This window comes from Aquincola tertiaricarbonis (assembly GCF_023573145.1).
GTDB lineage: Bacteria > Pseudomonadota > Gammaproteobacteria > Burkholderiales > Burkholderiaceae_C > Aquincola > Aquincola tertiaricarbonis_B.
In genome coordinates this window covers 799,446-820,775 of record NZ_CP097636.1, presented here as the reverse complement: position 1 = coordinate 820,775, position 21,330 = coordinate 799,446, and the positions used below count along the sequence as shown (strand labels likewise).

Sequence of the window (21,330 nt, the reverse complement as noted above, 5' to 3'; positions counted from 1 at the left end):
AAGGGCCGGGCACTGCGGTTGCCCCGGCCAGGGCCATGTCCCATGACAAGGCCTTCATGCAACGCAGGACCCTGCTCGGCGCCGCGGGCGCCGCCGCGCTTTCTATGCTCTCGCCCGCCGCACGCGCCGCGGGCCTCAAGCCCCTGGGCAGCGCCCAGGCCTTCGACTACGCCTGGCTCAAAGGCGCGGCAAGGCAGCTGGCCAGCGCGCCCTACCAGCCGCACGGCGCGGCCCTGCCCGCCGACGTGGCTGCGCTGAACTGGGACCAGTACCAGGCCATCCAGTTCAAGGCCGACCATGCGCTGTGGGCCGACGAGCAGCTGCGCTTCCAGGTCAAGCTGTTCCACCTGGGCCTGTTCTTCAAGCGCCCGGTGCGCATGTTCGAAGTACGCGGCGGCCGCGCCCAGGAGCTGGCCTACGACCCGGCGATGTTCGACTACGGCAAGAGCGGGCTGGACGGCAGCCGCCAGCCGCCCAACCTGGGCTTCGCCGGCTTTCGCCTGAACTTCGACACCAACTTCAAGCTGGACATGGCCGCGTTCCTGGGCGCCAGCTACTTCCGCGCGGTGGGCGCCAGCAAGCAGTACGGCCTGTCGGCGCGCGGCCTGGCCATCGACACCGCGCTGGGCCGGCCCGAGGAGTTTCCGGACTTCACCGACTTCTACCTGGAGCGGCCCGACCCGGCGTCGGGCACCGTCGTGGTCTACGCGATGCTGGATTCGCCCAGCGTGGCCGGCGCCTACCGCTTTGCCATCGCGCCGGGCGACACCACGGTGATGGACGTGGACGCCGCCTTGTACCCCCGCAAGTCGATCGAGCGATTGGGCATCGCGCCCTGCACCAGCATGTACCAGGCGGGCGAAAACGACCGCCGCATGGCCAACGACTGGCGGCCGGAGATCCACGACTCCGACGGCCTGGCGATGCACACCGGCGGCGGCGAATGGATCTGGCGACCGCTGACCAACCCACGCACGCTGGCCTTCAACGCCTTTGCCGACCAGCAGCCGCGCGGCTTCGGCCTGCTGCAGCGCGACCGCGACTTCAACCACTACCAGGACGACGGTGTGTTCTACGACCGCCGGCCCAGCCTGTGGGTGGAACCCAAGGGCGACTGGGGCGCGGGCTCGGTGCAGCTGACCGAGATCCCCACGGTGGACGAGACCTTCGACAACATCGTCGCCTTCTGGAACCCCGCGCAGCCGCTGGTGCCGGGGCGTGAGGCCTTGTTCGCCTACCGGTTGCACTGGGGCGCCGAGCCGCCGGTGCAGCCGCCGCTGGCCCGCTGCGTGGCCACCCGCACCGGCCTGGGTGGCGTGGTGGGCCAGCCGCGCCCGTATTGGTCGTGGCGCTTCGCCATCGACTTCGCGGGCGGCGAACTGGCGCGCCTGCCGGCCGGCGCCAAGGTGGAGCCGGTGATCAGCGTCAGCCGCGGCAAGGTGGAGATCACCTCGGCGCGGCCGCTGGACGCCATCAACGGCTACCGCGCGATGTTCGACCTGGTACCGCCCGATGGCAGCACCGAGCAGATCACGCTGCGCCTGTACCTGCGCAGCGGCGACCGGGCACTGACCGAGACCTGGCTGTACCAGCTGCAGCCGCCGCCCGCGGCGGAGCGGGCAGTCGGCTGAATGTGGCCCCCAAGCTCACTGCGCTCGCGCCCCCCAGGCCCTTGTAAGAGGGTCCTTCGGACCCTTGGGGATCTCAGTCCCTTGGGGCGGCCCGGCGGGACTGAGCGGACCCCCGCCGCTTCAGCTGCCGTCGCTCGCCTGCCAGGCCTGCAGATAGCGGCCCACCTGGGCGGCCAGCTCCGGCGACGGCTCGGTGCCATCCGCCGTGTCCACGATGCGCCGCAGCACCAGCAACCGGCCGTCGGCCAGGGCCACCGGCCACCATTGCAGCCAGCGCTGGTAGCCGCCGCCGTACACCTGCACCACGCGCACTTCGCCGTCCGGCCGCAGTGACCAGGTGGCGTCTGCGCCACCCCGGCTGGCCGTGCCGTCGGCCCGCAGCACCACGTGGTAGCTGTTGAAGCCGGAGTCGGCGTCGATCACCCAGTCGCGCGCCAGATCGGCCGCCGCGGGCGTGTAGACCTTGGCCAGCGGCGCCATCGGCACCACCTCGGCCCAGGCCTGCGGCGTGCCGACGCGGCCTTGCACCAGCCAGGCTTCGAGCCCTTGTGCATCCGCTGGCCGCAGCCGGGTGTAGCGCCACTCCACGCCGGCTGCGTTCTTGAGCACGAAGCTGCCGTCGGCCACGCTCAGGCTGCGGGTCTCGTTGGCGAATGCCAGCTTGACCTGGTTGGCAGCGGTCACCTCCATCACGTCGCTGTCCAGCGAGACAAAGCGCTCGGTGGCTTCCTTCACCACGGGCCCGGCCCAGCGGGTGCCCACCGGCAGGTCGGCGGCGGCCACCGGGTAGGCATCGAGCCGCGTCGCCAGGCTTTGCACATACCAGCCTCTGGCCACGTCGTCGGCGATCACCTGGCCGGCCTTCGCCCCTTCCAGCGCGGTCTGGCGCAGCGTCTGCTGCACCTTCACCAGCGGGCCGCCCAGGCCTTGCACCTGCAGGCCCGTGACCTCCTGGCGCACCATGCCGTAGGTGCCCGTGGTCGCGTCCAGCAGGTCGTACACCTCGCTGGCAAAGGGCGTGGCATAGCGCAGCAGCAGCTGGCCGTCCTGCACCTGCCAGGTCAACTCGCTGGTGCCGGCAGCGCTGGTGGCGGTGCCGGTGCCACCAGGGCGCAGCTGCCAGTGCTCGCCGCCACTGCTGCCGGCGTAGAGCACCATCAGCGCAGGCGCGGCGCTTGGGCCCGCAAAAGCCGATGTCGGCGCCGCTGCCAGCGCATCGAGGTAGCCCTGGTACCAGCGGTCGTAGTCCTCAGCCTGCCAGCGGTCGCGCAACGCGCGAACCGCCGCCGCGTCCAGCGCCAGCGCCCAGCTGTCGGCCTTTCCCGCCGGCAGCGCCTGCCCGCCGTCGATCACCAGGTGCAGCGCGGTGGCCAGCGCCAGGGCGGCGTCGGCATCGACCGTGTCCAGCGCCGTGGCCAGGGCAGAGCTGGTCGTCGGCGCACCCGCAGCCGGCCGCGACAGCAGCGCCGCCACCGCGGTGCTGAGGTGCGACACGTTCAGCCCCGGCGCCGCGGTGGCCGTCACCAGGCCGCTGCCGTCCACCCCGGCGGCCACCTCGCCCGCGCTGCCGGCAAAGCCCACCAGCCGCACCGTCGCCTGCGCGCCGGTGCCGGTGGCCTCGATCCGCACCACATCCGCCTGGCTGGCGGCGGTCACGTCCACGCGGTAGCGGCCATCGGCATCGGTGGTGGCGCTGAAGCTGCTCTTGCCCACCGCCACCGTCACCGGTGCGTTGGCCAGCGGCGCATCGGCCACGGTGCCGCTGAGCGTCATGCGGGCCTGCACGGCCACCGTCACTGCCACGTCTGTGCGGATGCTGGCGCCGCTGGCGGTGTAGCTGAAGGTCTCGGTGCCGAACCAGCCGGCATCGGGCGTGTAGACCAGCTTGCCGTCCACCATGCGGGCGGTGCCGTGCGCGGGCTTGGACACGGCGGCCACGGTCACCGGGCCTTCGTTGCTGGTGTCGTTGGCCAGCACGTCCACCGTCACCGGCGTGTTCCATGCGGTGGCGGCGGAGTCGGGGTTGGCGTCCAGCACGCTGGCGTCGCCGCCATCGCTGCCGCAGCCGGCCACCAGGCCGGCGGCCAGCACGGCCGTGACCAGGCTGACGAGCAGGGGCCGCCGCGCTCGAGGCGGGCTGGCGAAGTGCGAAGGGCCGTGGCGGCCGTGCGGACGAAGCAGGTGGGACATGAGGTGCTCCTGGCGAGTGCGTGGCCGGTCCATCCGGCCACTGCTGCGGCGCCCAATCTGCGGCGCCCAGACCGGCGCCGGCATCCGCAAGCCGCAGGAGCACGGTCCGTTGCCTCCTGCATCGGAAGGAGACGCCCGCAGCCCGGCGCGGCCGGCAGGGCTTTCCTACAATCCCAGATCGCCCCGGCGGCCCCAATGCCCCGGCGTGCACCACATGACCCACCGCAAAATCTTCGTCACCACCGCCCTGCCCTACGCCAACGCGCCCTTCCACATCGGCCACATGATGGAGTACATCCAGGCCGACATCTGGGTGCGGCACCAGCGCATGCAGGGCCACGAAGTGCACTTCGTGGGGGCCGACGATGCCCACGGCGCGCCGATCATGATCGCGGCCGAGAAGGCGGGCAAGACGCCGCAGGCCTTCGTGGCCGAGATCGCCGCCGGCCGCCAGCAGTACCTCGACGGCTTCCACATCGCCTTCGACAACTGGCACTCCACCGACGGGCCCGAGAACCACGAACTGGCGCAGGACATCTACCGCGCGCTGCGCAAGGCCGGCCTGATCACCGAGCGTTCGATCGAGCAGTTCTTCGACCCGGTGAAGAACATGTTCCTGCCCGACCGCTACATCAAGGGCGAGTGTCCCAGGTGCGGTGCCAAGGACCAGTACGGCGACAGCTGCGAGGTGTGCGGCGCGGTGTATTCGCCCACCGAGCTGAAGAACCCGTTCTCGGCGCTGACCGGCGCCACGCCGGTGCTCAAGACCAGCGTGCACTACTTCTTCCAGCTGTCGTCGCAGCGCTGCCTGGATTTCTTGAAGGAGTGGACGCACTCGGCCGGCCGCCTGCAGCCGGAAGTGCTGAACAAGATCAGCGAATGGTTCGCGGTGGACGAGCATGGCCACGGCGGCCTGGCCGACTGGGACATCAGCCGCGACGCGCCGTACTTCGGCATCCGCATCCCCGACACCGAGGACAAGTACTTCTACGTGTGGCTGGACGCGCCGGTGGGCTACCTGGCTTCGCTGAAGAACTACTTCGGCAAGATCGGCCGCGACTACGACGCCTTCTTCGCCGACCCCACGGTGGAGCAGATCCACTTCATCGGCAAGGACATCACCTACTTCCACACGCTGTTCTGGCCGGCGATGCTGCATTTCAGCGGCCGCAAGACGCCCGACCACATCTACGTGCACGGCTTCCTGCAGCTCAGCGGCGAGAAGATGAGCAAGAGCCGCGGCACCGGCCTGTCGCCGCTGAAGTACCTGCAGCTGGGCATGAACGCCGAGTGGCTGCGCTACTACCTGGCGGCCAAGCTCAACGGCCGGGTGGAAGACGTGGACTTCAACCCCGACGACTTCGTGGCGCGGGTCAACTCCGACCTGGTGGGCAAGTACGTCAACATCGCCAGCCGGGCTGCGGGCTTCCTGAACAAGCGCTTCGGCGGCCAGGTGCTGCCGGTGGCCGAGCTGCCGGCGGCCGATGCCGCCATCCACGACCAGATCGTGGCGGCGCAGCCGGCGCTGTGCCAGCTGTTCAACGAGCGTGAGTACGGCAAGGCGCTGCGCGACATCATGGCGCTGGCCGATGTGGTCAACGGCTACACCGACGAGAACAAGCCCTGGGAACTGGCCAAGAAGCCCGAGCAGGCCGAGCGCCTGCACCAGGTGTGCAGCACGCTGATCCGCGCCTTCGAGCTGCTGACGCGCCTGCTGGCGCCGGTGCTGCCGGCCACGGCGGCCAGTGCGGCCCAGTTCCTGAACGTGCGCTTCGAGCGCAGCATCGGCCCTTCGCAGGTCGAGCGCATCGGCGAGTTCAAGCACCTGCTGCAGCGTGTGGACACCAAGCAGCTGGACGAACTGCTGGCGCCGCCGCCCGCGCCCAAGGTGGTGCCGGGCGGCGAGGACATCGCGCCCGAGATCAAGATCGACGACTTCACCAAGGTCGACCTGCGCATCGCCAAGATCGTGAACGCCGAAGCCGTGGAAGGCAGCGACAAGCTGCTGCGGCTGACGCTGGACGTGGGCGAAGGCCGCACCCGCAACGTGTTCAGCGGCATCAAGTCGGCCTACCGGCCGGAAGACCTGATCGGCAAGCTGACGGTGATGGTGGCCAACCTGGCGCCGCGCAAGATGAAGTTCGGCGTCAGCGAAGGCATGGTGCTGGCCGCCTCGCATGCCGACGAGAAGGCCGAGCCCGGCATCTTCGTGCTGGAGCCCGGCCTGGGCGCGCAACCCGGCATGCGGGTGCGGTAAGGCTCAGCGAGCGCAGCGAGCCTGGCGGTTACGGGCAAACGCGCCCAGCAGCGCCAGGCCGCCCAGCATCAGCGCATAGGTGCCCGGCTCGGGCACCGGCGCGGTGGCCAGGTCGGCATTGACACCCAGTGCGATGAACTGGGTGAACTCGCTGCCCGAGAAGTTGTTGTCGGCCACCAGCATCAGCGTCTTGCGGCCGCCCGCGTCGGCGCCCCAGGTGATGCCTTCCACGTTGTCCAGCACCAGGGCCGTGCCGTCATCGTTGCGCAGCGTGCCCAGGTCCAGCAGCAGCGACTTGCGCATCGCGCTGAAGCTGGCGCCCTGCAGCGAAGCCAGCGACGAGACGTCGGTGGCGCCGACGGTGTCCGTCAGGTACAGGCGGATGTTGTAGCCCGAGCCGGCCGCGAACGAGCGCTCCATCGCGATGAAGCGGCCCTCGCTCACCGCCAGCAGTTCCACCAGGCCGTTGTCGGCAAAGCCGCCCGGCGTGGGCGCGTTGACGATGGCGTCGGTGCGGTACACGTATTCGGCGCTGCGCTGGCCGCTGGCCAGGTTGAACTCCGCCACGCGGCTGTTGCTGCCGGCGGCCAGCGAAGCGGCCGGGCCGTCCTGCACCAGCGCCCCTTCGGTGGCCACGTAGGCGCGGCTGCCGTCGGTGGACAGGGTCAGGCTTTCAAAGGCCAGGTTGTTGCGGATGCCGCGGTCCCCCGCCACGGTGCCGGCGGCGCTGCCGGCCGGCAGGTAGGCCGTGGGCACCTCGAAGCTGCGCATCGGCGTGCCGTCCAGGTACATCTGGCGCAGCGTGGGGTTCTGGTAGGTGTTGCCGCTGCGCAGGCCTTCGTTGGTCCACAGCAGCGAAGGGCCATTGGCGCCGCGCACCAGACGGATGGATTCCGGATCGACGCCGTTGGCGGCGAAGGGCTGGCCGTTGACATCGCGCAGCGTGGTGACGCCGGTGAACTGAACGCCGGCGCCGCTGGCGTTGTTGGCGCGCTGGAACTGCGCCACGTCCAGCGTCATGCGGTAGTAGCGCGCCGGGTTGATCTGGCTGCGGTCGTCGCTGATGGCGACGTAGCTCTGCGTGGCGGCGTCGTAGTCGATGCCGGACAGACCGCCGACCTGGGTGCCGGCGAACATGGTGCCGGTGGCCAGCGTGGCCTGGCCGATGTAGTCCAGCGGGCTGGCGGCCAGCGAGGCCGAGGCGGCAAAGGCCAGTGCCGCGGCGGCGGCCAGTGGGCGAAGGAGCGAGGCAGGTGCGGTCATGGTGTGGCAGCGGTTGAAAACGACCGCGCATGCTGGCCGCGCTGCATGACCTGCGCATGAAAGCGGACGCTCCGGCGCACAATCCGGGCTGTGACCGAGGTACCCCGCACCCTGCCGCTGTTGCCGCCCTCCCGGCGGCGCCGCTTCATGGCGCGGGTGCACCACTGCGGTCCTCCGGCGGCGGCGTGTCGGCCCGTTCCTTCCCGCAGCCCTCCGGAGACCGCATGCCCCCGCTTCCGCTTCACCGCTTTCGCCCGCGCCTCGTCAGCAGCCTGAAGGGCTACACGCGCGACCGCTTCTTCGCCGATGCCGGCGCCGGCCTCACCGTGGGCATCGTCGCGCTGCCATTGGCCATGGCCTTTGCGATTGCCAGCGGCGTCAAGCCCGAGGCGGGGCTGTTCACGGCCATCATCGCCGGCTTCCTCATCTCCGCGCTGGGCGGCAGCAACGTGCAGATCGGCGGGCCGGCGGGTGCCTTCATCGTCATCGTCTACGGCATCGTCGAGCGCTACGGCCTGGCCAACCTGCTGATCGCCACCGTGCTGGCCGGCGTGCTGCTGTTCCTGATGGGGCTGCTGCGGCTGGGCGCGCTGGTGCGCTATGTGCCGGTCAACATCGTCATCGGCTTCACCAACGGCATCGCGGTGCTGATCGCGCTGTCGCAGGTGCGCGACCTGCTGGGCTTGAAGGTAGACAAGCTGCCGGCCGACTTCTTCGCGCAGCTGCACACGCTGGGCGCCGCGCTGCCCAGCTTCAACCCGCATGCGCTGGTACTGGGGCTGCTGTGCTTCGGCGGGCTGATGCTGTGGCCGCGGCTGTTCCGGCGTGACGTGCCGCCGCTGGTCAAGGCCGCGGGCCGCCTGCCGGGGCAGATCGTCGCGCTGGTCACGCTGACGCTGGCGGCCACGCTGCTGGCGCTGCCGGTGGAAACCATCGGCAGCCGCTTCGGCGGCATTCCGCAGGGGCTGCCCACGTTCGCGTTGCCGGCCTTCAGCTGGCAGACCGTGCAGCAGCTGTTCATCCCCACCGTCACCATCGCGCTGCTGGGCGCGGTCGAGTCGCTGCTGTGCGCGCGCGTGGCCGACAGCCTGGGCCAGTCGGCCTTTCCGCGCCACGACCCCAACCAGGAGCTGATGGCCCAGGGCGTGGCCAACGTGGTGGCCCCCTTCTTCGGCGGCATCCCGGCCACCGGCACCATCGCACGCACCGTCACCAACCTGCGGGCCGGCGCCACCACGCCGGTGGCGGGCATGGTGCATGCGCTGGCGCTGCTGACCATCGTGCTGCTGGCCGCGCCGCTGGCGCTGTACGTGCCGCTGGCGGTGCTGGCCGGCATCCTGCTGTTCGTGGCCTGGAACATGGGCGAGTGGCACGAGTTCGCCCGGCTGCGGCAGTTCTCGCTGGGCTACCGCACCACACTGCTGGGCACCTTCGTGCTCACCGTGGTGTTCGACCTCACGGTGGCAGTGGAGGTGGGGCTGGTGTCGGCCTGCGTGTTCTTCATCTGGCGCATGGGCACGCTGTTCCGCGCGCAGCCGCTGGAAGTGCCGGTGCCCGGCGTGGTGGTGCTGCGGCTGTACGGCGCCCTCTTCTTCGGCGCGGTGGGCAAGATCGAGGAGCTGGAGAACCGGGTGCCGGCCGGCACCCGCGCCGTGGTGCTGGAGATGCAGCGGCTGGTGTCGATGGACGCCTCGGGCCTGGACGCCATGCAGCAGCTGCACCGGGTGCTGCAGCGCCGCGGCGTGCGGCTGGTGCTGGCCGACCTGAACGAGCAGCCGCGCTCCCTGGTGCGGCGCGGCGGGCTGGAGGCGGCGCTGGGCGCAGGCGGCGTGGCCGACACGCTGGCCGAGGCACTGGCGGCACTGGCGCCTGCGGCCGGTGGTCCGGTCAACCCGGCGACATCAGCCGCGGATCGTCCATGACCGCGCTGCGCAGCACCTTCATGTCCGCATCGAACACCACGTTGAACACCTTGGCCTGCTGGCCGTCGCGCCAGCGCCAGTCCCATTCGGTCTGCTGCTTGAGCGCATAGGTCTGCTGCTGGGCGGGTCGGCCCAGCAGGCGGCGCACCTGCTCGGCCGTCATGCCGGGCTGCACGCGCTCGAAGTTGCGCGGCGTCAGCACCTGGCGCAGCGCGCTCATGCGGCCGTCGGGGCCGATGGTGATGAGGTAGTTGACCGCGCCTTCGGGCTGGCGCGGGTAATCGAAGGTGCGCGAGCCGTCAGGCTCGTCGAACACCGCGGCCGGCTCGCCGAACTGCTGGCGCACGTCGGCCTCGGTGGCCACGCCCTCTTCCAGTTTGGCGATGCGCTCGGCGTCGCAGCCGGCCAGCAGCGCCAGCGCCAGGCCGGCGGCCGCGGCCCATCGGCCGTTCCAGTTCCTGTGTGTCATGGGTGCCCCGGGTAAACTCTCAGGTTCCGCCCATTCTTGTCCACCGTGCCATGCCGCTCTTCTGGAAGCCCTACAAGTCCGACGTGACCCAGTTCATCGACTCGCTGAAGGAGAAGAAGCCCACGCTGGAAGCCGAGCAGCGCGCCGGACGCTCGCTGCTGTGGGACCGCCCGATCGACCGCCAGGCCCAGGCCGAGTACCAGGACGCCCGCGTGCCGCAGCAGCCCTACGTCTACCAGACCAAGGGCAAGTAAGCGCCCCGCCAACCACCGATGTCCGACGAATCGCCGCCCACCGGCGGCCCGCTGCCGCCCCCGGTGCTGGAAGCGCAGCCGAACGTGGTCGACACGGTGGCGGTGGCTCGCCTGTATGGCGAGCCGCTGTTCGCGATGCCGCAGGATCTCTACATCCCGCCGGACGCGCTGGAAGTGTTCCTCGAGGCCTTCGAAGGCCCGCTGGACCTGCTGCTGTACCTGATCCGCAAGCAGAACTTCAACATCCTCGACATTCCGCTGGCCGACGTGACGCGCCAGTACCTGGCCTATGTCGACCAGATCCGCAAGAGCAACCTGGAGCTGGCCAGCGAATACCTGCTGATGGCCGCGATGCTCATCGAGATCAAGAGCCGGATGCTGCTGCCGCCCAAGAAGTCGGCTGACGGGCATGAGCCCGAAGACCCGCGGGCCGAGCTGGTGCGCCGGCTGATCGAGTACGAGCAGATGAAGCTGGCCGCCTTCAAGCTCGACGCACTGCCGGTGCTGGGCCGCGACTTCCTGCGGGCGCAGGTGACGATCGAGCAGAGCCTGAAGCCGCGCTTCCCGGACGTCTCGATCGACGAGCTGCGCGAGGCCTGGGCCGACATCCTCAAGCGCGCCAAGCTGAACCAGCACCACAAGATCAGCCGCGAGCAGCTGTCGGTGCGCGAGCACATGAGCATCGTGCTGCGCCGGTTGCAGGGCAAGCGCTTCGTTGAGTTCGAGGAGCTGTTCGACGTGACGCGCGGTGCGCCGGTGCTGGTGGTCACCTTCATCGCGATGCTCGAGCTGGCGCGGGAGCGCCTGCTCGAGATCACGCAGGCCGAGGCCTTCGCGCCGATCTACGTGCGCCTGGCCTACTCACCCAGCTGACGGAGCCCCCAAGCTCGCTGCGCTCGCGGCCCCCCAGGCCCTTGTCAAAGGGCCCTTCGGACCCTTGGGGCGCACCCGCCCTTGGGGCGGCCCGGCGGGCGGGTGATGCGGCCCCGGCCGTCCTCCACTACCGCGCCTTGCGCCGGGCGAACCAGCCCACGGCCGCCAGGCCGCCCAGCATCAGCGCATAGGTCGACGGCTCCGGGATGGCGGCCACGTGCGCCAGCATGGCATCGGCCAGCAGTTCATGGCCGGTGGCGGTGGGGTGCACGCCGTCCCAGAACAGGTACTGCGTCGGGTCGCAGGCGGTGCCCAGCGCGGCGCAGGCATCGGTGGCATTGCTCAGGCCGTAGGCCGTGGGATCGGCGGCCACCTGGTTGAGCAGGCTGAAGACCGAAAAGGTGGTGACGCCCGCCTCGCCGCCCAGCCGCTCGGCCAGCGCGGAGTTCATCGCGCCGGTCATGGCCAGACCGAGCGTCTGCGCATCGGCACCGAAGCTGGCCACCGAGGGCGTGAGCCCGATGTTGGGCGTGTCCCAGACCACGATGTGCTGGGCGCCCGCGGCCTGCAGCGTGTCGACGATGTCGCCCACGTTCTTGGCATAGGCCTCGGCCAGCGCGTTGATCTGGCCCAAGCGCTCGGCCGGCGTGCTCGCTGCGGCAATCGCTCCGATGGTGTTGCGGGCATTGTTGCCCCCGCCGGCCACCACATACAGCGCGTTGGGATCGGCCGACGTCCCCGGCTTCAGGTACTGCCCCACCTGGCTCTTCAGGCTGTACGGAAAGTCGCACAGCACCGGACACAGATCGGTGCCGTCGCGGCCGGTTTCGGCGCCGCCGTACGCGTAGTTGGTGCCGCCCAGCAGCGAGGGCATCAGGTTCACGCCCAGCGCCTGCGCGAAGGGCACCGCCCAGGCCACGCCGTTGGTGAACGAACCCTGGTCGAACGGGCGGGTGGACACATAGGCGTTGCTGGTCACCCAGGCCGGGTCGGTGGTAGTCGCGACGGGAATGCCCGCCTGTTGGATCTGGGTCAGCACCACGCCGTCGTTGCCGGTGTCGGTGAGGCTGTCGCCGAACAGGTACACCCCGGAAAAGCCGGCCTGGGCACTGCTCACCATCACCAGCAGCGCAGCTGCCAGTACGCGTTTGACAGAATTTCGATGCTTCAACGGACGCTCCTTGGACGCAGGCTGTAACACTTGTTTCGCCTAGGTGTCCGAAGGATAGCCCGACCGGCTGCCGCACCGCAGCAACCTGTGGCTTAAAGCACGATAAACCGCGAGCGAGTGCCCGCTTACTTGGTCGCGCCTGTTACATCTTGGTGCGTTGGCGGCGCGCAGCCCATCCCACCATGGCCAAGCCGCCCAGCATCAGGGCATAGGTTTGCGGCTCAGGGATGGCCGCCACCGTGGCCACCATCCCGGCGGCGATGACCTGATGCCCCAGCGTGGTGGGGTGGATGCCATCCCAGAACAGCGCGGTGGCCGGGTCGCAGAACGCTGCCGGGTTGCCGCAGGCCTGCGTGACGTTGGTGAAGCTGGAGGTGGCCGGCGACTGCTGCGTCTGCGCGACGACGTTGGTCAACAGGCCATAAAGATCGAACGTGAGCACGTCGGCTTCGCTGGCCAGTCGGGCGGCCAGCGCCACGTTCATCTGCTGCGCCAGGGAGCTGGCACCGAACTGCGCGACGGGCCCCGACGCGATGGCCGCAGGGACCAGCCCGAGATTGGGCGTGTTCCACACGACGATGTGGCGGGCCCCCGCCGCCTGCAGGCCATCGACGATGCTGCCGATGTCGTTGGCATAGGTGCTGGTCGCCGCAGACAGGGTGCTTTCCACGTTGGCACCGCCCAGGATGTCGGCCAGCGCATCACGGGCGTTGTTGCCGCCGCCGGCCACCACGTACAGCGCATCCGACGGCAAGGGCTTGCCGCCTGCCGCAGCCAGCAGCTGCCCGGCCTGCGTGGTCAGGCTGGGCGCGCTGCCGCCGCTGGTGCGGGCGCCGCCAAAGGCGTAGTTGGTGCCGCCGCCCAGCGAAGGCAGGGAGTCGCCCAGGCCCAGGCTGTTGGAGAAATAGCTGGCCCACACCGGCCCGTTGGACAAGGTGCCGCTGGCATAAGGCCGCTGCGGCACGTACAGGTCGGAAAGGATGACCTGGTTCTGATCGGTGCCGACCGCCAGCGCCGCATTGCCGACATCGGACAGGCTGTCGCCCAGCACGTACAGACCGCTGAAGCTGCCGGCCGCCTGGGCCAGCGGCGCTGCCAGCAGCAGGCTGAGCGCCAAGGTCAGCGGGTGCAGGCGCCCCCCCAGAAAAGGACGACGGAACGGCATGCGACTTCTCCCCGGGGTAAAGCGGGCACTCTAGCCGCAGGCCGCCGATCAGCGCATCCCCAGCTTGAAAGCGATCATCGCCCGCAGCTTGTTGGGCAGCACCGGCTTGATCAGCAGGTGGAAGTCGTGCGTCGCCGATTCGTCCTCATGCCCGCCCAGGCTGCTGCCGGTGACCACGATGGCCGGCAGCTGCGCACGGGGCCAGCGTGCGCGCAGCACGGCCAGCGCCTCCAGCCCGGTGGTGCCGGCCGGCAGCCGGTAGTCGACGATCAGCAAGTCGGGCTGCGGCGTGCCGGGCTGGGCGGCCCAGGCCTGCACCGCCTCCACCGTCTCGAAGGCATCCACCTGCGCGCCCCAGGCCTGCAGCAGCACCACCAGGCCCTCGCGCACCGCGGCTTCGTCCTCCACCACCACCATGCGGCGGCCGTTGAGGGTCAGGCCCAGGGCCGCCTTGCTGCGGGTGAGGTCGCGCTCGACCCGGCGCTGCTCGATGCCCACCGGCAGCTCCAGGCTGAACACGGTGCCACGGTCCACCCGCGAGCGCACCGTCAGCGGTGCCTGCAGCAGGTCGGCCAGGCGCTTGACGATGGCCAGCCCCAGGCCCAGGCCCTTGCGGTGGTGCGCCTCCAGCGGGCGGCTGGTGTGCACCTGGTAGAACTCTTCGAAGATGCGGGGCAGCGCCGCCTCGGACACGCCGATGCCGCTGTCCCACACCTGCACCAGCAGCCGTTCGCCGCGCTGCCGGCAGCTGACCAGCACGCCGCCATCTTCGGTGTAGCGGATGGCGTTGCTCACCAGATTGCGCAGGATGCGCTCCAGCAGCAGCGGGTCGGTCTGGGCCACGCGCTGGTCGCCATGGAAGCTCAGCGCCAGGCCTTTCTCGAAGGCCAGCGGCTCGAAGTGCAGACGCAGCCGGGTGAACACCTCCTTCATACGCACCGGGTGCGGGTTCACGTCCACGCCGCCGCTGTCGATGCGGGTGATGTCCAGCAGCTCGCCGAACAGGCCCTCCAGCGCGTCCACGCTCTCGTTGATGCTGTTGACCAGCGAGGCCACCTCGGGGTCGCGGATGCGCTGGCGCAGCGCCTCGGCGAACAGGCCCATCGCATGCAGCGGCTGCCGAAGGTCGTGGCTGGCCGCCGCGAAGAACTGGGTCTTGGCGCGGCTGGCCGCTTCGGCCGCGCGGCGGGCCTCGTCGGCCGCGGCCTTTTCCACCCGCAGCTGCGCCGCGAGCTGGTCGGTGCGCGCCTTCAGCGAGATGGCCTGCGCCAGCGCGCTGCGGTGCGTGCGGCCGATGACCAGCGTGGCCACGAAGATCACGCCCAGCACCACGGCCAGCTGCCAGTGGAAGGGCTCGCTGCGGTCGGTGACGATGCGGGCGATGGTGGGCACCAGGATCAGGCTGATGAAGGCGTTGAACACCTTGCCCTGGGTGACCAGCAGCTGCACCGCGCCCAGCGTGTAGGCATAGGCCACCAGGATCAGCGCCAGCCGGTGGTATGGCGTGCCCAGGTTCCAGAACAGCCACACCGCCGCGCCCCATTGCGCACCCTGCAGCAGCACCAGCACCACGTAGCTGCGCACCCAGCCCAGCAAGGTGGCATCGTCCAGCGTGCCGGCCAGCTCGCGCTGGCGGTAGCGCCACCAGTGGCCCAGGCGCAGCAGCCACAGCAGCATCACCGCGGCCACCCAGCCGCCCAGCACCAGCGGGTGGGCCAGCGGGAAGAACACGCCCACCATCACGCCGAAGCCGACCGCGTTGCCGGTCAGCGACGCGGGGCTCTGGGCAATCAGCGCCCGGATCTGGTCGGCCTTCATCCGCGGCGATTCGGCTTCCAGGCCTGGAAGCTGGGCAGCTGGCCCTGCGTCATCTGGCTGACGGCCAGCACCGCCTGCGTGCGCGAGCTCACGTTGAGGGCCCGCAGCACCGCGGCCACATGGTCCTTGACCGTTTCCACCGACAGGTTCATCTCACGCGCGATGAGCTTGTTGGGTTTGCCCTGCAGCAGCTGCGCCAGCACGTCGGCCTGGCGCGGCGTCAGGCCCAGCGAGGCCAGCGACGGTGCGTTCTGCTGGAAAGGCGTGGCCTCGGCCTGCTGGGCGATGCGCATCACGTCGGGCACGGTCTCGTCCTCGGCCACCGGCGGCGGCGCGGCGCTGTAGTCGCCGCCCAGCGACATCGGTGGCACGAAGATGCCGCCCGACATCACCAGGCGCAGCGCCTCGAACAGCATCTCGTTGGAGGCACGCTTGGGCACGAAGCCCATCGCGCCCAGGTCGATGGCCTGGATGACGTCGCTGGCGCGGTCGGAGGCCGACACCACCACCACCGGCAGCGCCGGATGCTGGCTGCGCAGCTCGGTCAGCACGTCGAAGCCGTTGGCATCGCCCAGCTGCAGGTCCAGCAGCACGAGGTCGAACTCGGCGTCGGTGGCCAGCTGCTGGCGCAGCTCGGCTGCGCTGGCCACGCCGACGACGGTGACGTCGTCACCGAGGCCGCGGATCACGCCCTGCAGGGCGGACAGGATCAGGGGATGGTCATCGACCAACAGCACCTTCATGGCAAGCTCCTCGTGGCCGCCTTGCGGCGGCTTTCTGAGGGGGATGGTAGCTTGCTGGCGGCGGCGGCAACCCCCAGCCCGCCTAAGGCGGGCCCAGCTGAAACAGCTTGCGCATCTCGGGCGTGAGCCTCTCCGAGGTCTGGCCGGCCCAATGGGTGAACGGCTCAAGCTCGAAGTGCTTGACGCGGCCAACCGGCAAGGGTATGCGGCGCTCGCCCTTGACGAGGAATGCGGTGAAGCGCTGAAAGTCGTCGGGCACCTGCACCTCGACAAGCGCCATGTCCTGATCACCCGGCAACCAGTCGTTGTCCTCCAGGGTACGGCCGGGGAACACCTCTTCGAACGCGGCGCGTACCTCGCTCAGATCGGGCTCGCTCACCGCGCGCTCGCGCAGTGAAAAATTGATTGACAGATAGTGGCGCTGGCCCCGGCGGTCATGGAACCAGAAGAGGGCCGCCTCCGGAATTGCTCGCAACCGGTTGACCTGCATGTAGGTACCCAGCTCCCACTGCCCCACGTTCTCCGCCTCTGCATTGCCATGGGCGCTTTGCAGCTCGGTCACACGCGAGACATTGCCGCTGAGCACATGGCGCCAGGGGTACTTCACCCGGATGTGCCGCATGTACCACATGGGATCCGGTCGCCATCCCGCCTTCACACGCTCGACGGTCTCGGGTTTCATCCGGTCCAGCGCCAGCCACCGGTCCTCGGTCAGCGTGAAGGCACCAGCAGGCACGTTTGCGTTGTAGCTCTGGCGTGTCATGCCCTCCAACACCCGGGCGCGGTAGGTGCCCAGCTCCACCTGACTGCCCACGCCCCACACCCACAGCATCACATGCCCATCGGGTGCAACGCCGATGCGCAAGTCTTCATACCGTGGCGTCACCTCGCCGTACCTGATCTCACGCGCCACGATCTTCGGCGCCCTGACGAACAACTCAAACAGGCGCTGCAACGGCAGCTCGGCATCCAGCCGGTAGAAGCGGTCCTCCAGGTAATCGTGGTAGCTCAGCCGCAGCGTCTTGGGCAGGCGGGCACCCTGGGCGGGTGTACCCCCCATCCCGAAACTGCCCAGACCCCAGGCAGCCCCAAAGCCGGTGTAGAAAACAGCCACCGTTTTGCCGTCGACATCCTTGAGCCAGTTGTTGCCGGTCAAGGTCTCCAGGTTTGTCTGGTCGCGCCGGGCGATGTCGATGCCGTAACTGCAGAAGGACACGGTCCACTCCATGAACGCGGTTTCCGGCGTTTCGTTATTCATGAACAGTCCTCGAAGAATTTGGGCGCTGCCTGCACAAGGACCACTGAACAAGCCCAGCGCAGCGACACGCTGAAGCCAGCGACGCCGGCCATGCAGCTCAACCGGGCACATGTTGTCGCTCCAGTTCTGTGTCGTTCTTGTAGCGGGGTTGATTCGCGTAGTCGTCTCGCAGTGACAAGTGCAGGTAAGCACGTCGAAACGCCCGCGCCTTGTGTCGACCCACCAACTCCTCCAGCGACCGGCTGACCCGGGTGCCACCGGCGGCAGCAAACACCCGCTGCCGCGCAAGCTCGCGCAGCTGAGCCTGGACCGCTGCAATGTCGGGCGTCCGTGCCTGCATGTGGGCCTTGAGCGATGGGGGATACAAGGTGGTCGTGCACCGCTCTGCCACATCCACCATCAGAGACAGACCCACCTTGTAGTAGTCACCTCCCACCTGCCGCTGGTGGCGGTACGGATGCAGCGCACCTGCCCTCAGGTCTTCGGAGGCGTACCAGCCCTGCGCGTAGACGAAGGCCTGGGGGCCCCGCACTGCTTGTCCAGTGCCATCTCCGTCGACTGTCTGCCTGGTTGGAGGCAAGTCCACGGTCTCCGGCGGCTCGTCAGCCGCCGTGCCGGCTTTGTAGCCTCCCCCCACGTCGGAATGCGAGCCGGGGATGCCCAGCTCAAAGCCCATGGGCCGCCGGATGCCATCCACCGTCGTCTTCGCGCAGCAAGCGCTGTCGATGGTCGTCAATGCGAAGTGGCGGCGGTATTCATCCATCGCCGCCAACTGAAAGACACGGCGGGCGGAGTCATCGACAAATCGGAGACCCAGACCCTCCACGTCATTGGTGCGAACCGCGCCTTCGGCAGAGACCGTGTCGAAAAGACCGACGAAGTTCACCTGCACCAGGACGCGCCGCCATTCGTCCAGAAAGTGCTTGGCAATATCCTCGCGCTGCCGCAGCAAGCTCGCGAAATGGCGGGCCGCGGCAGCGCCACGGCTGAAGCCAAACAGGTTGAGCTCAAGAACTGCGGGCGGATCGCCATTGCGGCGCTTACGCTTGACGGCACTGATCAACGAACCCAATGCCTGCTGGGCACGCGCTCGTACGCCGGTATCCCCGGTGCCCAGCGCCGCCCCCCTCAGGCTGTCCGCTTGCAGGCGGGTGGTGCCGATGCCATCGATGTAGATACCAAGATCGGGGCTGTCTCGGTCTTTATGAAGCGCGCTCCACATGCGCGCCACGTTGGACAAGCCGTTGTCATAACTGGTGTTCTCTCCGCCGTACTGCCTGCGGATGCCAGCGTCTTCGGTCGTGACGTTGTAGTAGTTGTTGAACGTGCCGTCGAAGAACAGATTGACCTGCACCTTGTCGACTTCGACCACATGCTGCGTGTCGTCGCCCGGTGTCGTGACCGTCGTGTGCTCGTGGAGGCCTTGCGTGTGGGGCTGCGTTGACATATCAGGTCCTTCACCCTATGCGTCGCGCATCAAGGGGTGATGTCGTGTTCAAGCCGGATGGACATGGGCCGCTCGCCGCTGCCCAGGCGCTGAGTGCGTCCCTGGCTGTCGGTCACCCCGCTCACGATGCGACCGTTGGCCAAGGTCAGGCGGTACGGAAAATGGGCGACGGGTCGCCCCTTCCGGTCTCGCAGCACCAGCAACTCGTTGTACGGCGCAGCCTCGTCTTGCGGCCGCACCGGCATGCTCTTGCCACCCGGCATCCCATGCACCGCCGCATGCGCCGCCCAGGTGCCTGCTGTGTTTTCGGTGATGCCGTCGGCCTGCCACTGCGTGGCGCTGCCGCCGCCGTTGATGGTCACCGCCTCTTTGGCTTCGATGTGCACCTGCTGCGCGGTGGCGGTGATCTTGAGCTTGGCCAGCAGGTGGATGCTGGCTTCCACGGCCTTGAGTTCGATGCCGCTGGTGGCGCTGATGAGCTTGACGCCGGCCTTGTAGGCGAACAGGCGAATCGCCTGGTCCGCACTGGCCAGCAGGCTCTTGCCCGCGCTGACGCTGGTGTGCCCGCCGCTGCTGATGGCGTGGTGCTGGCCGCTGTGCTGGTGGGTGGTGGCTGGGGTGGTGCTCTCGATGCCTGCGGGGCTGGCGAGGATGAGGTGCGGTTCCTGCAGTTCAGGGAACCGGCCTTCCTGGGCTTTGCCTGCGATGCCTTGGTTCTGCGCGTTGAGCGCCTGCGCCACGTCGTCCTGGTCGCCTTGGGTTTGGGCTTGGTGCATCTGCGCCAGGTGGGCCAGGCTGTCGTGTTGACCCTGGGCCTGGTTCAGCCGCGCGATGGTTTCGCTGAGGTCGGTGACGTGGCCTGTGGCCTTGCTTCTGGCTTCGGTGCTGAGGATCAAGCCGTCCTTGGCGCGGATGGCGCCGTGTCCGTCGGTGCGCAGCTCGAAGCCTTGTCCGCGGTGATCCTTGCGGCCCTGCCGGTCTTCGATGCGGGTGATGTGGCCCAGGCTCAGGCTGCTGTGCTGATGGTCGCTCTTGAGTTGGGCCTGGATGGCCTGGTGGGTGTCGTCCAGCACCAGGTGGTTGGACCGGCCCGCGGCACTGTTGCCGCCGCCGGGCGTGAGTTCCCGGCTTCTCAGGCCGCTGAGCGCCTGCTGCGCCGGCAGCTCCCACGGCGGCAGGTTGGTCTGGTTGTAGACCCGGCCGGTGCAAATCGGCCGGTCGATGTCGCCGCCGATGAAGCTGACGATGACTTCCTGCCCCACCCGGGGCAGGTGCATGCCGCCCAGTTGATTGCCGGCCCACTCGCTGCTCACGCGCACCCAGCAACTGCTGTGGTGGGTGTTGGGACCGTACCGGTCCCACGGGAACTGGACCTTGATGCGGCCGAGGTGATCGGTGTAGAGGTTGGTCTCCGCTGTCCCCGCGTCAGGACCGCAGACAAGGGCGGTTTCGGGGCCGGGGATGTGGGGCTTGGGCTGGGTGGCTTCGGGCCGCAGCAGTTCGCTGGCGGGCTGCACCTCGAAGTCCACCGTGCAGCGCCACTGGCCGCCCAGGCGTTGGGCGTCTGACAGCGCCTTGGGCGCTGCAGCCCGCGCCGTGTCTTCGCTGACGTTCTCCACCACCAGGTCGGCGGCCAGCGTCAGGTAGTAGATGTTGGCGGCGTGCTGCGGATGCTCGCGCAACTGGAAGCTGTGGCCAGCGGCGATGCCGCGCACATGGCCCTGGCCGCGGGCGCGGTGGCCGAGCTGCCGCAGCGCGTCCATGCGCAGCCTGGCGAGGTGCCGGCCTTGGGCTTCGGTCTGGTTCGCGGTCTTGTCGGCGCCGCGGTTGGGTTGGCTCCAGTCGCTGGCGGGCAGGTGCACGGCAGCTTCGCCCTCGCCGAGCGTCTGGCTGCCGCGCCACAGGTACACGTCTTGGCCGGCCTGCCCGGTGGGACGCGCTGCACGGGCGGTGGCGGTCAAGCTCGCCCCCGGGCGCGTGTGGTCGTATTCGCGGCTTTCGTAGGCCCCGGCGGTCAGCCGGTCCACCGGTGCGAACGCGTGGATGTACTCCTCGTCGATCTTGTGGCCCGGCGGGTAGTAGGCGATGGCGTGGTAGCTGCTGTCGGGGTCGTCCGCCTGCAAGGGCCTGAAGGCGCCGTTGTAGTCGCTCAGCACCAACCGGTGCACGCCGTTCGTGTGCTCAAAGTGGTGGTTAATGCCCCAGGCCTGCATCAGCCGGCACAGGAACTGGTAGTCGGTTTCGTTGTACTGCACCAGGTAGTCCACCACCGGGTACCGCTCGATGAGCCGCCACTCCACCGGGAAGATGTAGTCGTCCAGCACCGCGCGCAGCACCTGCACCGGCGTCTGGTTCTGGAACACCTTGCAGTCGGTGCTCAGCGTGGCCAGGTACAGCCAGGGCCGCAGCGTCAGCTCATACAGCGCGTGGCGGCTGTCTTCGCCCAGCAGGCGGGCTTCGGCGATCAGCGCGTTGATCTGGCGCTCGCCTGCGCCTTGATTGCCAAGAAGGCCTGACCCGTGGCCTTCCAGCTCAATGGCGCAAGAGATCTCCCGCCCCACCATGTCCGGCAGGCTGAAGTTGGCGCCGCGCAGCAGGCCGCCAAGCTCTGCCACCTCATCCGGCGTCTGCAACACCAGCTGGTACTCGAACAGGCCGTTGATCGCCTCGCGGCCGCTCAGCCGCAGGGGCACCAGCGCCGGCCGGGCCAGGTGCCGCGGAATTGCAGGGCTGCTGATCGTCAGCGCGCGTTCGCCGCTGAACGGACGCGCGAGGGGAAGTCTCTCGTTCATGTTGCGTGACAGGTCTGCATGGAACGAGGCACCGAGAAAAACCGCTCGGGCCGGCCAGACTGCTACTGCAAGAGACG

Annotated in this window: 15 protein-coding genes; 5 read left to right on the top strand and 10 right to left on the bottom strand. The window is 69.1% G+C overall.

The genetic code is table 11. The annotated features are described in order from the left end of the window. The first annotated feature begins 56 nt into the window (after nt 1-56). The gene (locus MW290_RS17920; protein WP_250199062.1) at nt 57-1,631 is read left to right on the top strand and encodes an OpgD/OpgG family glucan biosynthesis protein; all 1,575 of its coding nucleotides are present in this window, start codon (nt 57-59) and stop codon (nt 1,629-1,631) included. Between the two features lie 120 nt (nt 1,632-1,751). Here the strand turns inward: MW290_RS17920 and MW290_RS17915 are convergent, their stop codons facing one another. Continuing rightward, the gene (locus tag MW290_RS17915; RefSeq protein WP_250199061.1) at nt 1,752-3,821 is read right to left on the bottom strand and encodes an Ig-like domain-containing protein; all 2,070 of its coding nucleotides are present in this window, start codon (nt 3,819-3,821) and stop codon (nt 1,752-1,754) included. A 214-nt stretch (nt 3,822-4,035) separates the two neighbouring features. Between MW290_RS17915 and metG the strand changes: the two genes are divergently transcribed. Further along, nucleotides 4,036-6,078 (top strand): methionine--tRNA ligase, encoded by a 2,043-nt coding sequence (gene metG, locus MW290_RS17910; RefSeq protein WP_250199060.1) that lies wholly within the window; start codon nt 4,036-4,038, stop codon nt 6,076-6,078. A 3-nt stretch (nt 6,079-6,081) separates the two neighbouring features. On the opposite strand, the gene MW290_RS17905 is transcribed toward metG, so the two are convergent. After that, complete coding sequence (locus MW290_RS17905) at nt 6,082-7,341, bottom strand: esterase-like activity of phytase family protein (RefSeq protein WP_250199059.1); 1,260 nt, start codon at nt 7,339-7,341, stop codon at nt 6,082-6,084. A gap of 224 nt (nt 7,342-7,565) precedes the next feature. Between MW290_RS17905 and MW290_RS17900 the strand changes: the two genes are divergently transcribed. Next, the gene (locus MW290_RS17900; protein ID WP_250199058.1) at nt 7,566-9,263 is read left to right on the top strand and encodes a SulP family inorganic anion transporter; all 1,698 of its coding nucleotides are present in this window, start codon (nt 7,566-7,568) and stop codon (nt 9,261-9,263) included. Here MW290_RS17900 and bamE read toward each other — a convergent pair. Next, nucleotides 9,229-9,732: an outer membrane protein assembly factor BamE domain-containing protein gene (gene bamE, locus MW290_RS17895; protein WP_250199057.1), complete on the bottom strand. Its 504-nt coding sequence runs from the start codon at nt 9,730-9,732 to the stop codon at nt 9,229-9,231. The two genes, MW290_RS17900 and bamE, sit on opposite strands and share 35 nt — an antisense overlap. A gap of 50 nt (nt 9,733-9,782) precedes the next feature. Between bamE and MW290_RS17890 the strand changes: the two genes are divergently transcribed. Then, nucleotides 9,783-9,986 carry a DUF3460 family protein gene (locus MW290_RS17890; RefSeq protein ID WP_250199056.1) on the top strand — a complete coding sequence of 68 codons (204 nt, stop codon included), beginning with the start codon at nt 9,783-9,785 and terminating at the stop codon, nt 9,984-9,986. An 18-nt stretch (nt 9,987-10,004) separates the two neighbouring features. Then, nucleotides 10,005-10,859 (top strand): segregation and condensation protein A, encoded by an 855-nt coding sequence (locus MW290_RS17885; protein ID WP_250199055.1) that lies wholly within the window; start codon nt 10,005-10,007, stop codon nt 10,857-10,859. A gap of 127 nt (nt 10,860-10,986) precedes the next feature. Here the strand turns inward: MW290_RS17885 and MW290_RS17880 are convergent, their stop codons facing one another. From MW290_RS17880 to MW290_RS17850, 7 genes are all read right to left on the bottom strand, one after another. Next, entirely contained in the window at nt 10,987-12,030 is a 1,044-nt protein-coding gene (locus MW290_RS17880; RefSeq protein WP_250199054.1) for an SGNH/GDSL hydrolase family protein, read from the bottom strand. A 142-nt stretch (nt 12,031-12,172) separates the two neighbouring features. Then, complete coding sequence (locus tag MW290_RS17875) at nt 12,173-13,195, bottom strand: SGNH/GDSL hydrolase family protein (RefSeq protein WP_250199053.1); 1,023 nt, start codon at nt 13,193-13,195, stop codon at nt 12,173-12,175. Between the two features lie 48 nt (nt 13,196-13,243). Then, nucleotides 13,244-15,013, bottom strand: a complete 1,770-nt coding sequence (locus MW290_RS17870; RefSeq protein ID WP_250199052.1) for an ATP-binding protein — start codon at nt 15,011-15,013, stop codon at nt 13,244-13,246. Then, complete coding sequence (locus tag MW290_RS17865; RefSeq protein ID WP_250199051.1) at nt 15,010-15,756, bottom strand: response regulator; 747 nt, start codon at nt 15,754-15,756, stop codon at nt 15,010-15,012. Before MW290_RS17865 ends, MW290_RS17870 begins: the two co-directional genes overlap by 4 nt. Before the next feature lie 82 nt (nt 15,757-15,838). Then, entirely contained in the window at nt 15,839-17,014 is a 1,176-nt protein-coding gene (locus MW290_RS17860; RefSeq protein WP_250199050.1) for a DUF2931 family protein, read from the bottom strand. A 97-nt stretch (nt 17,015-17,111) separates the two neighbouring features. Then, a complete protein-coding gene (locus tag MW290_RS17855) occupies nt 17,112-18,461 on the bottom strand; it encodes a phospholipase effector Tle1 domain-containing protein (protein WP_250199049.1) in 1,350 nt (449 codons plus the stop codon). Nucleotides 18,462-18,490: 29 nt separating this feature from the next. After that, nucleotides 18,491-21,253, bottom strand: a complete 2,763-nt coding sequence (locus tag MW290_RS17850) for a type VI secretion system Vgr family protein (protein WP_250199048.1) — start codon at nt 21,251-21,253, stop codon at nt 18,491-18,493. Nucleotides 21,254-21,330: the final 77 nt, after the last annotated feature.

What these genes read in the sequence shown, in the direction of transcription:
- MW290_RS17920 (WP_250199062.1), top strand. Translation starts at nt 57, where the DNA reads ATGCAACGCAGGACCCTGCTCGGCGCCGCGGGCGCCGCCGCGCTTTCT.
- MW290_RS17915 (WP_250199061.1), bottom strand. Translation starts at nt 3,821, where the DNA reads ATGTCCCACCTGCTTCGTCCGCACGGCCGCCACGGCCCTTCGCACTTC.
- metG (WP_250199060.1), top strand. Translation starts at nt 4,036, where the DNA reads ATGACCCACCGCAAAATCTTCGTCACCACCGCCCTGCCCTACGCCAAC.
- MW290_RS17905 (WP_250199059.1), bottom strand. Translation starts at nt 7,341, where the DNA reads ATGACCGCACCTGCCTCGCTCCTTCGCCCACTGGCCGCCGCCGCGGCA.
- MW290_RS17900 (WP_250199058.1), top strand. Translation starts at nt 7,566, where the DNA reads ATGCCCCCGCTTCCGCTTCACCGCTTTCGCCCGCGCCTCGTCAGCAGC.
- bamE (WP_250199057.1), bottom strand. Translation starts at nt 9,732, where the DNA reads ATGACACACAGGAACTGGAACGGCCGATGGGCCGCGGCCGCCGGCCTG.
- MW290_RS17890 (WP_250199056.1), top strand. Translation starts at nt 9,783, where the DNA reads ATGCCGCTCTTCTGGAAGCCCTACAAGTCCGACGTGACCCAGTTCATC.
- MW290_RS17885 (WP_250199055.1), top strand. Translation starts at nt 10,005, where the DNA reads ATGTCCGACGAATCGCCGCCCACCGGCGGCCCGCTGCCGCCCCCGGTG.
- MW290_RS17875 (WP_250199053.1), bottom strand. Translation starts at nt 13,195, where the DNA reads ATGCCGTTCCGTCGTCCTTTTCTGGGGGGGCGCCTGCACCCGCTGACC.
- MW290_RS17870 (WP_250199052.1), bottom strand. Translation starts at nt 15,013, where the DNA reads ATGAAGGCCGACCAGATCCGGGCGCTGATTGCCCAGAGCCCCGCGTCG.
- MW290_RS17865 (WP_250199051.1), bottom strand. Translation starts at nt 15,756, where the DNA reads ATGAAGGTGCTGTTGGTCGATGACCATCCCCTGATCCTGTCCGCCCTG.
- MW290_RS17860 (WP_250199050.1), bottom strand. Translation starts at nt 17,014, where the DNA reads ATGAATAACGAAACGCCGGAAACCGCGTTCATGGAGTGGACCGTGTCC.
- MW290_RS17855 (WP_250199049.1), bottom strand. Translation starts at nt 18,461, where the DNA reads ATGTCAACGCAGCCCCACACGCAAGGCCTCCACGAGCACACGACGGTC.
- MW290_RS17850 (WP_250199048.1), bottom strand. Translation starts at nt 21,253, where the DNA reads ATGAACGAGAGACTTCCCCTCGCGCGTCCGTTCAGCGGCGAACGCGCG.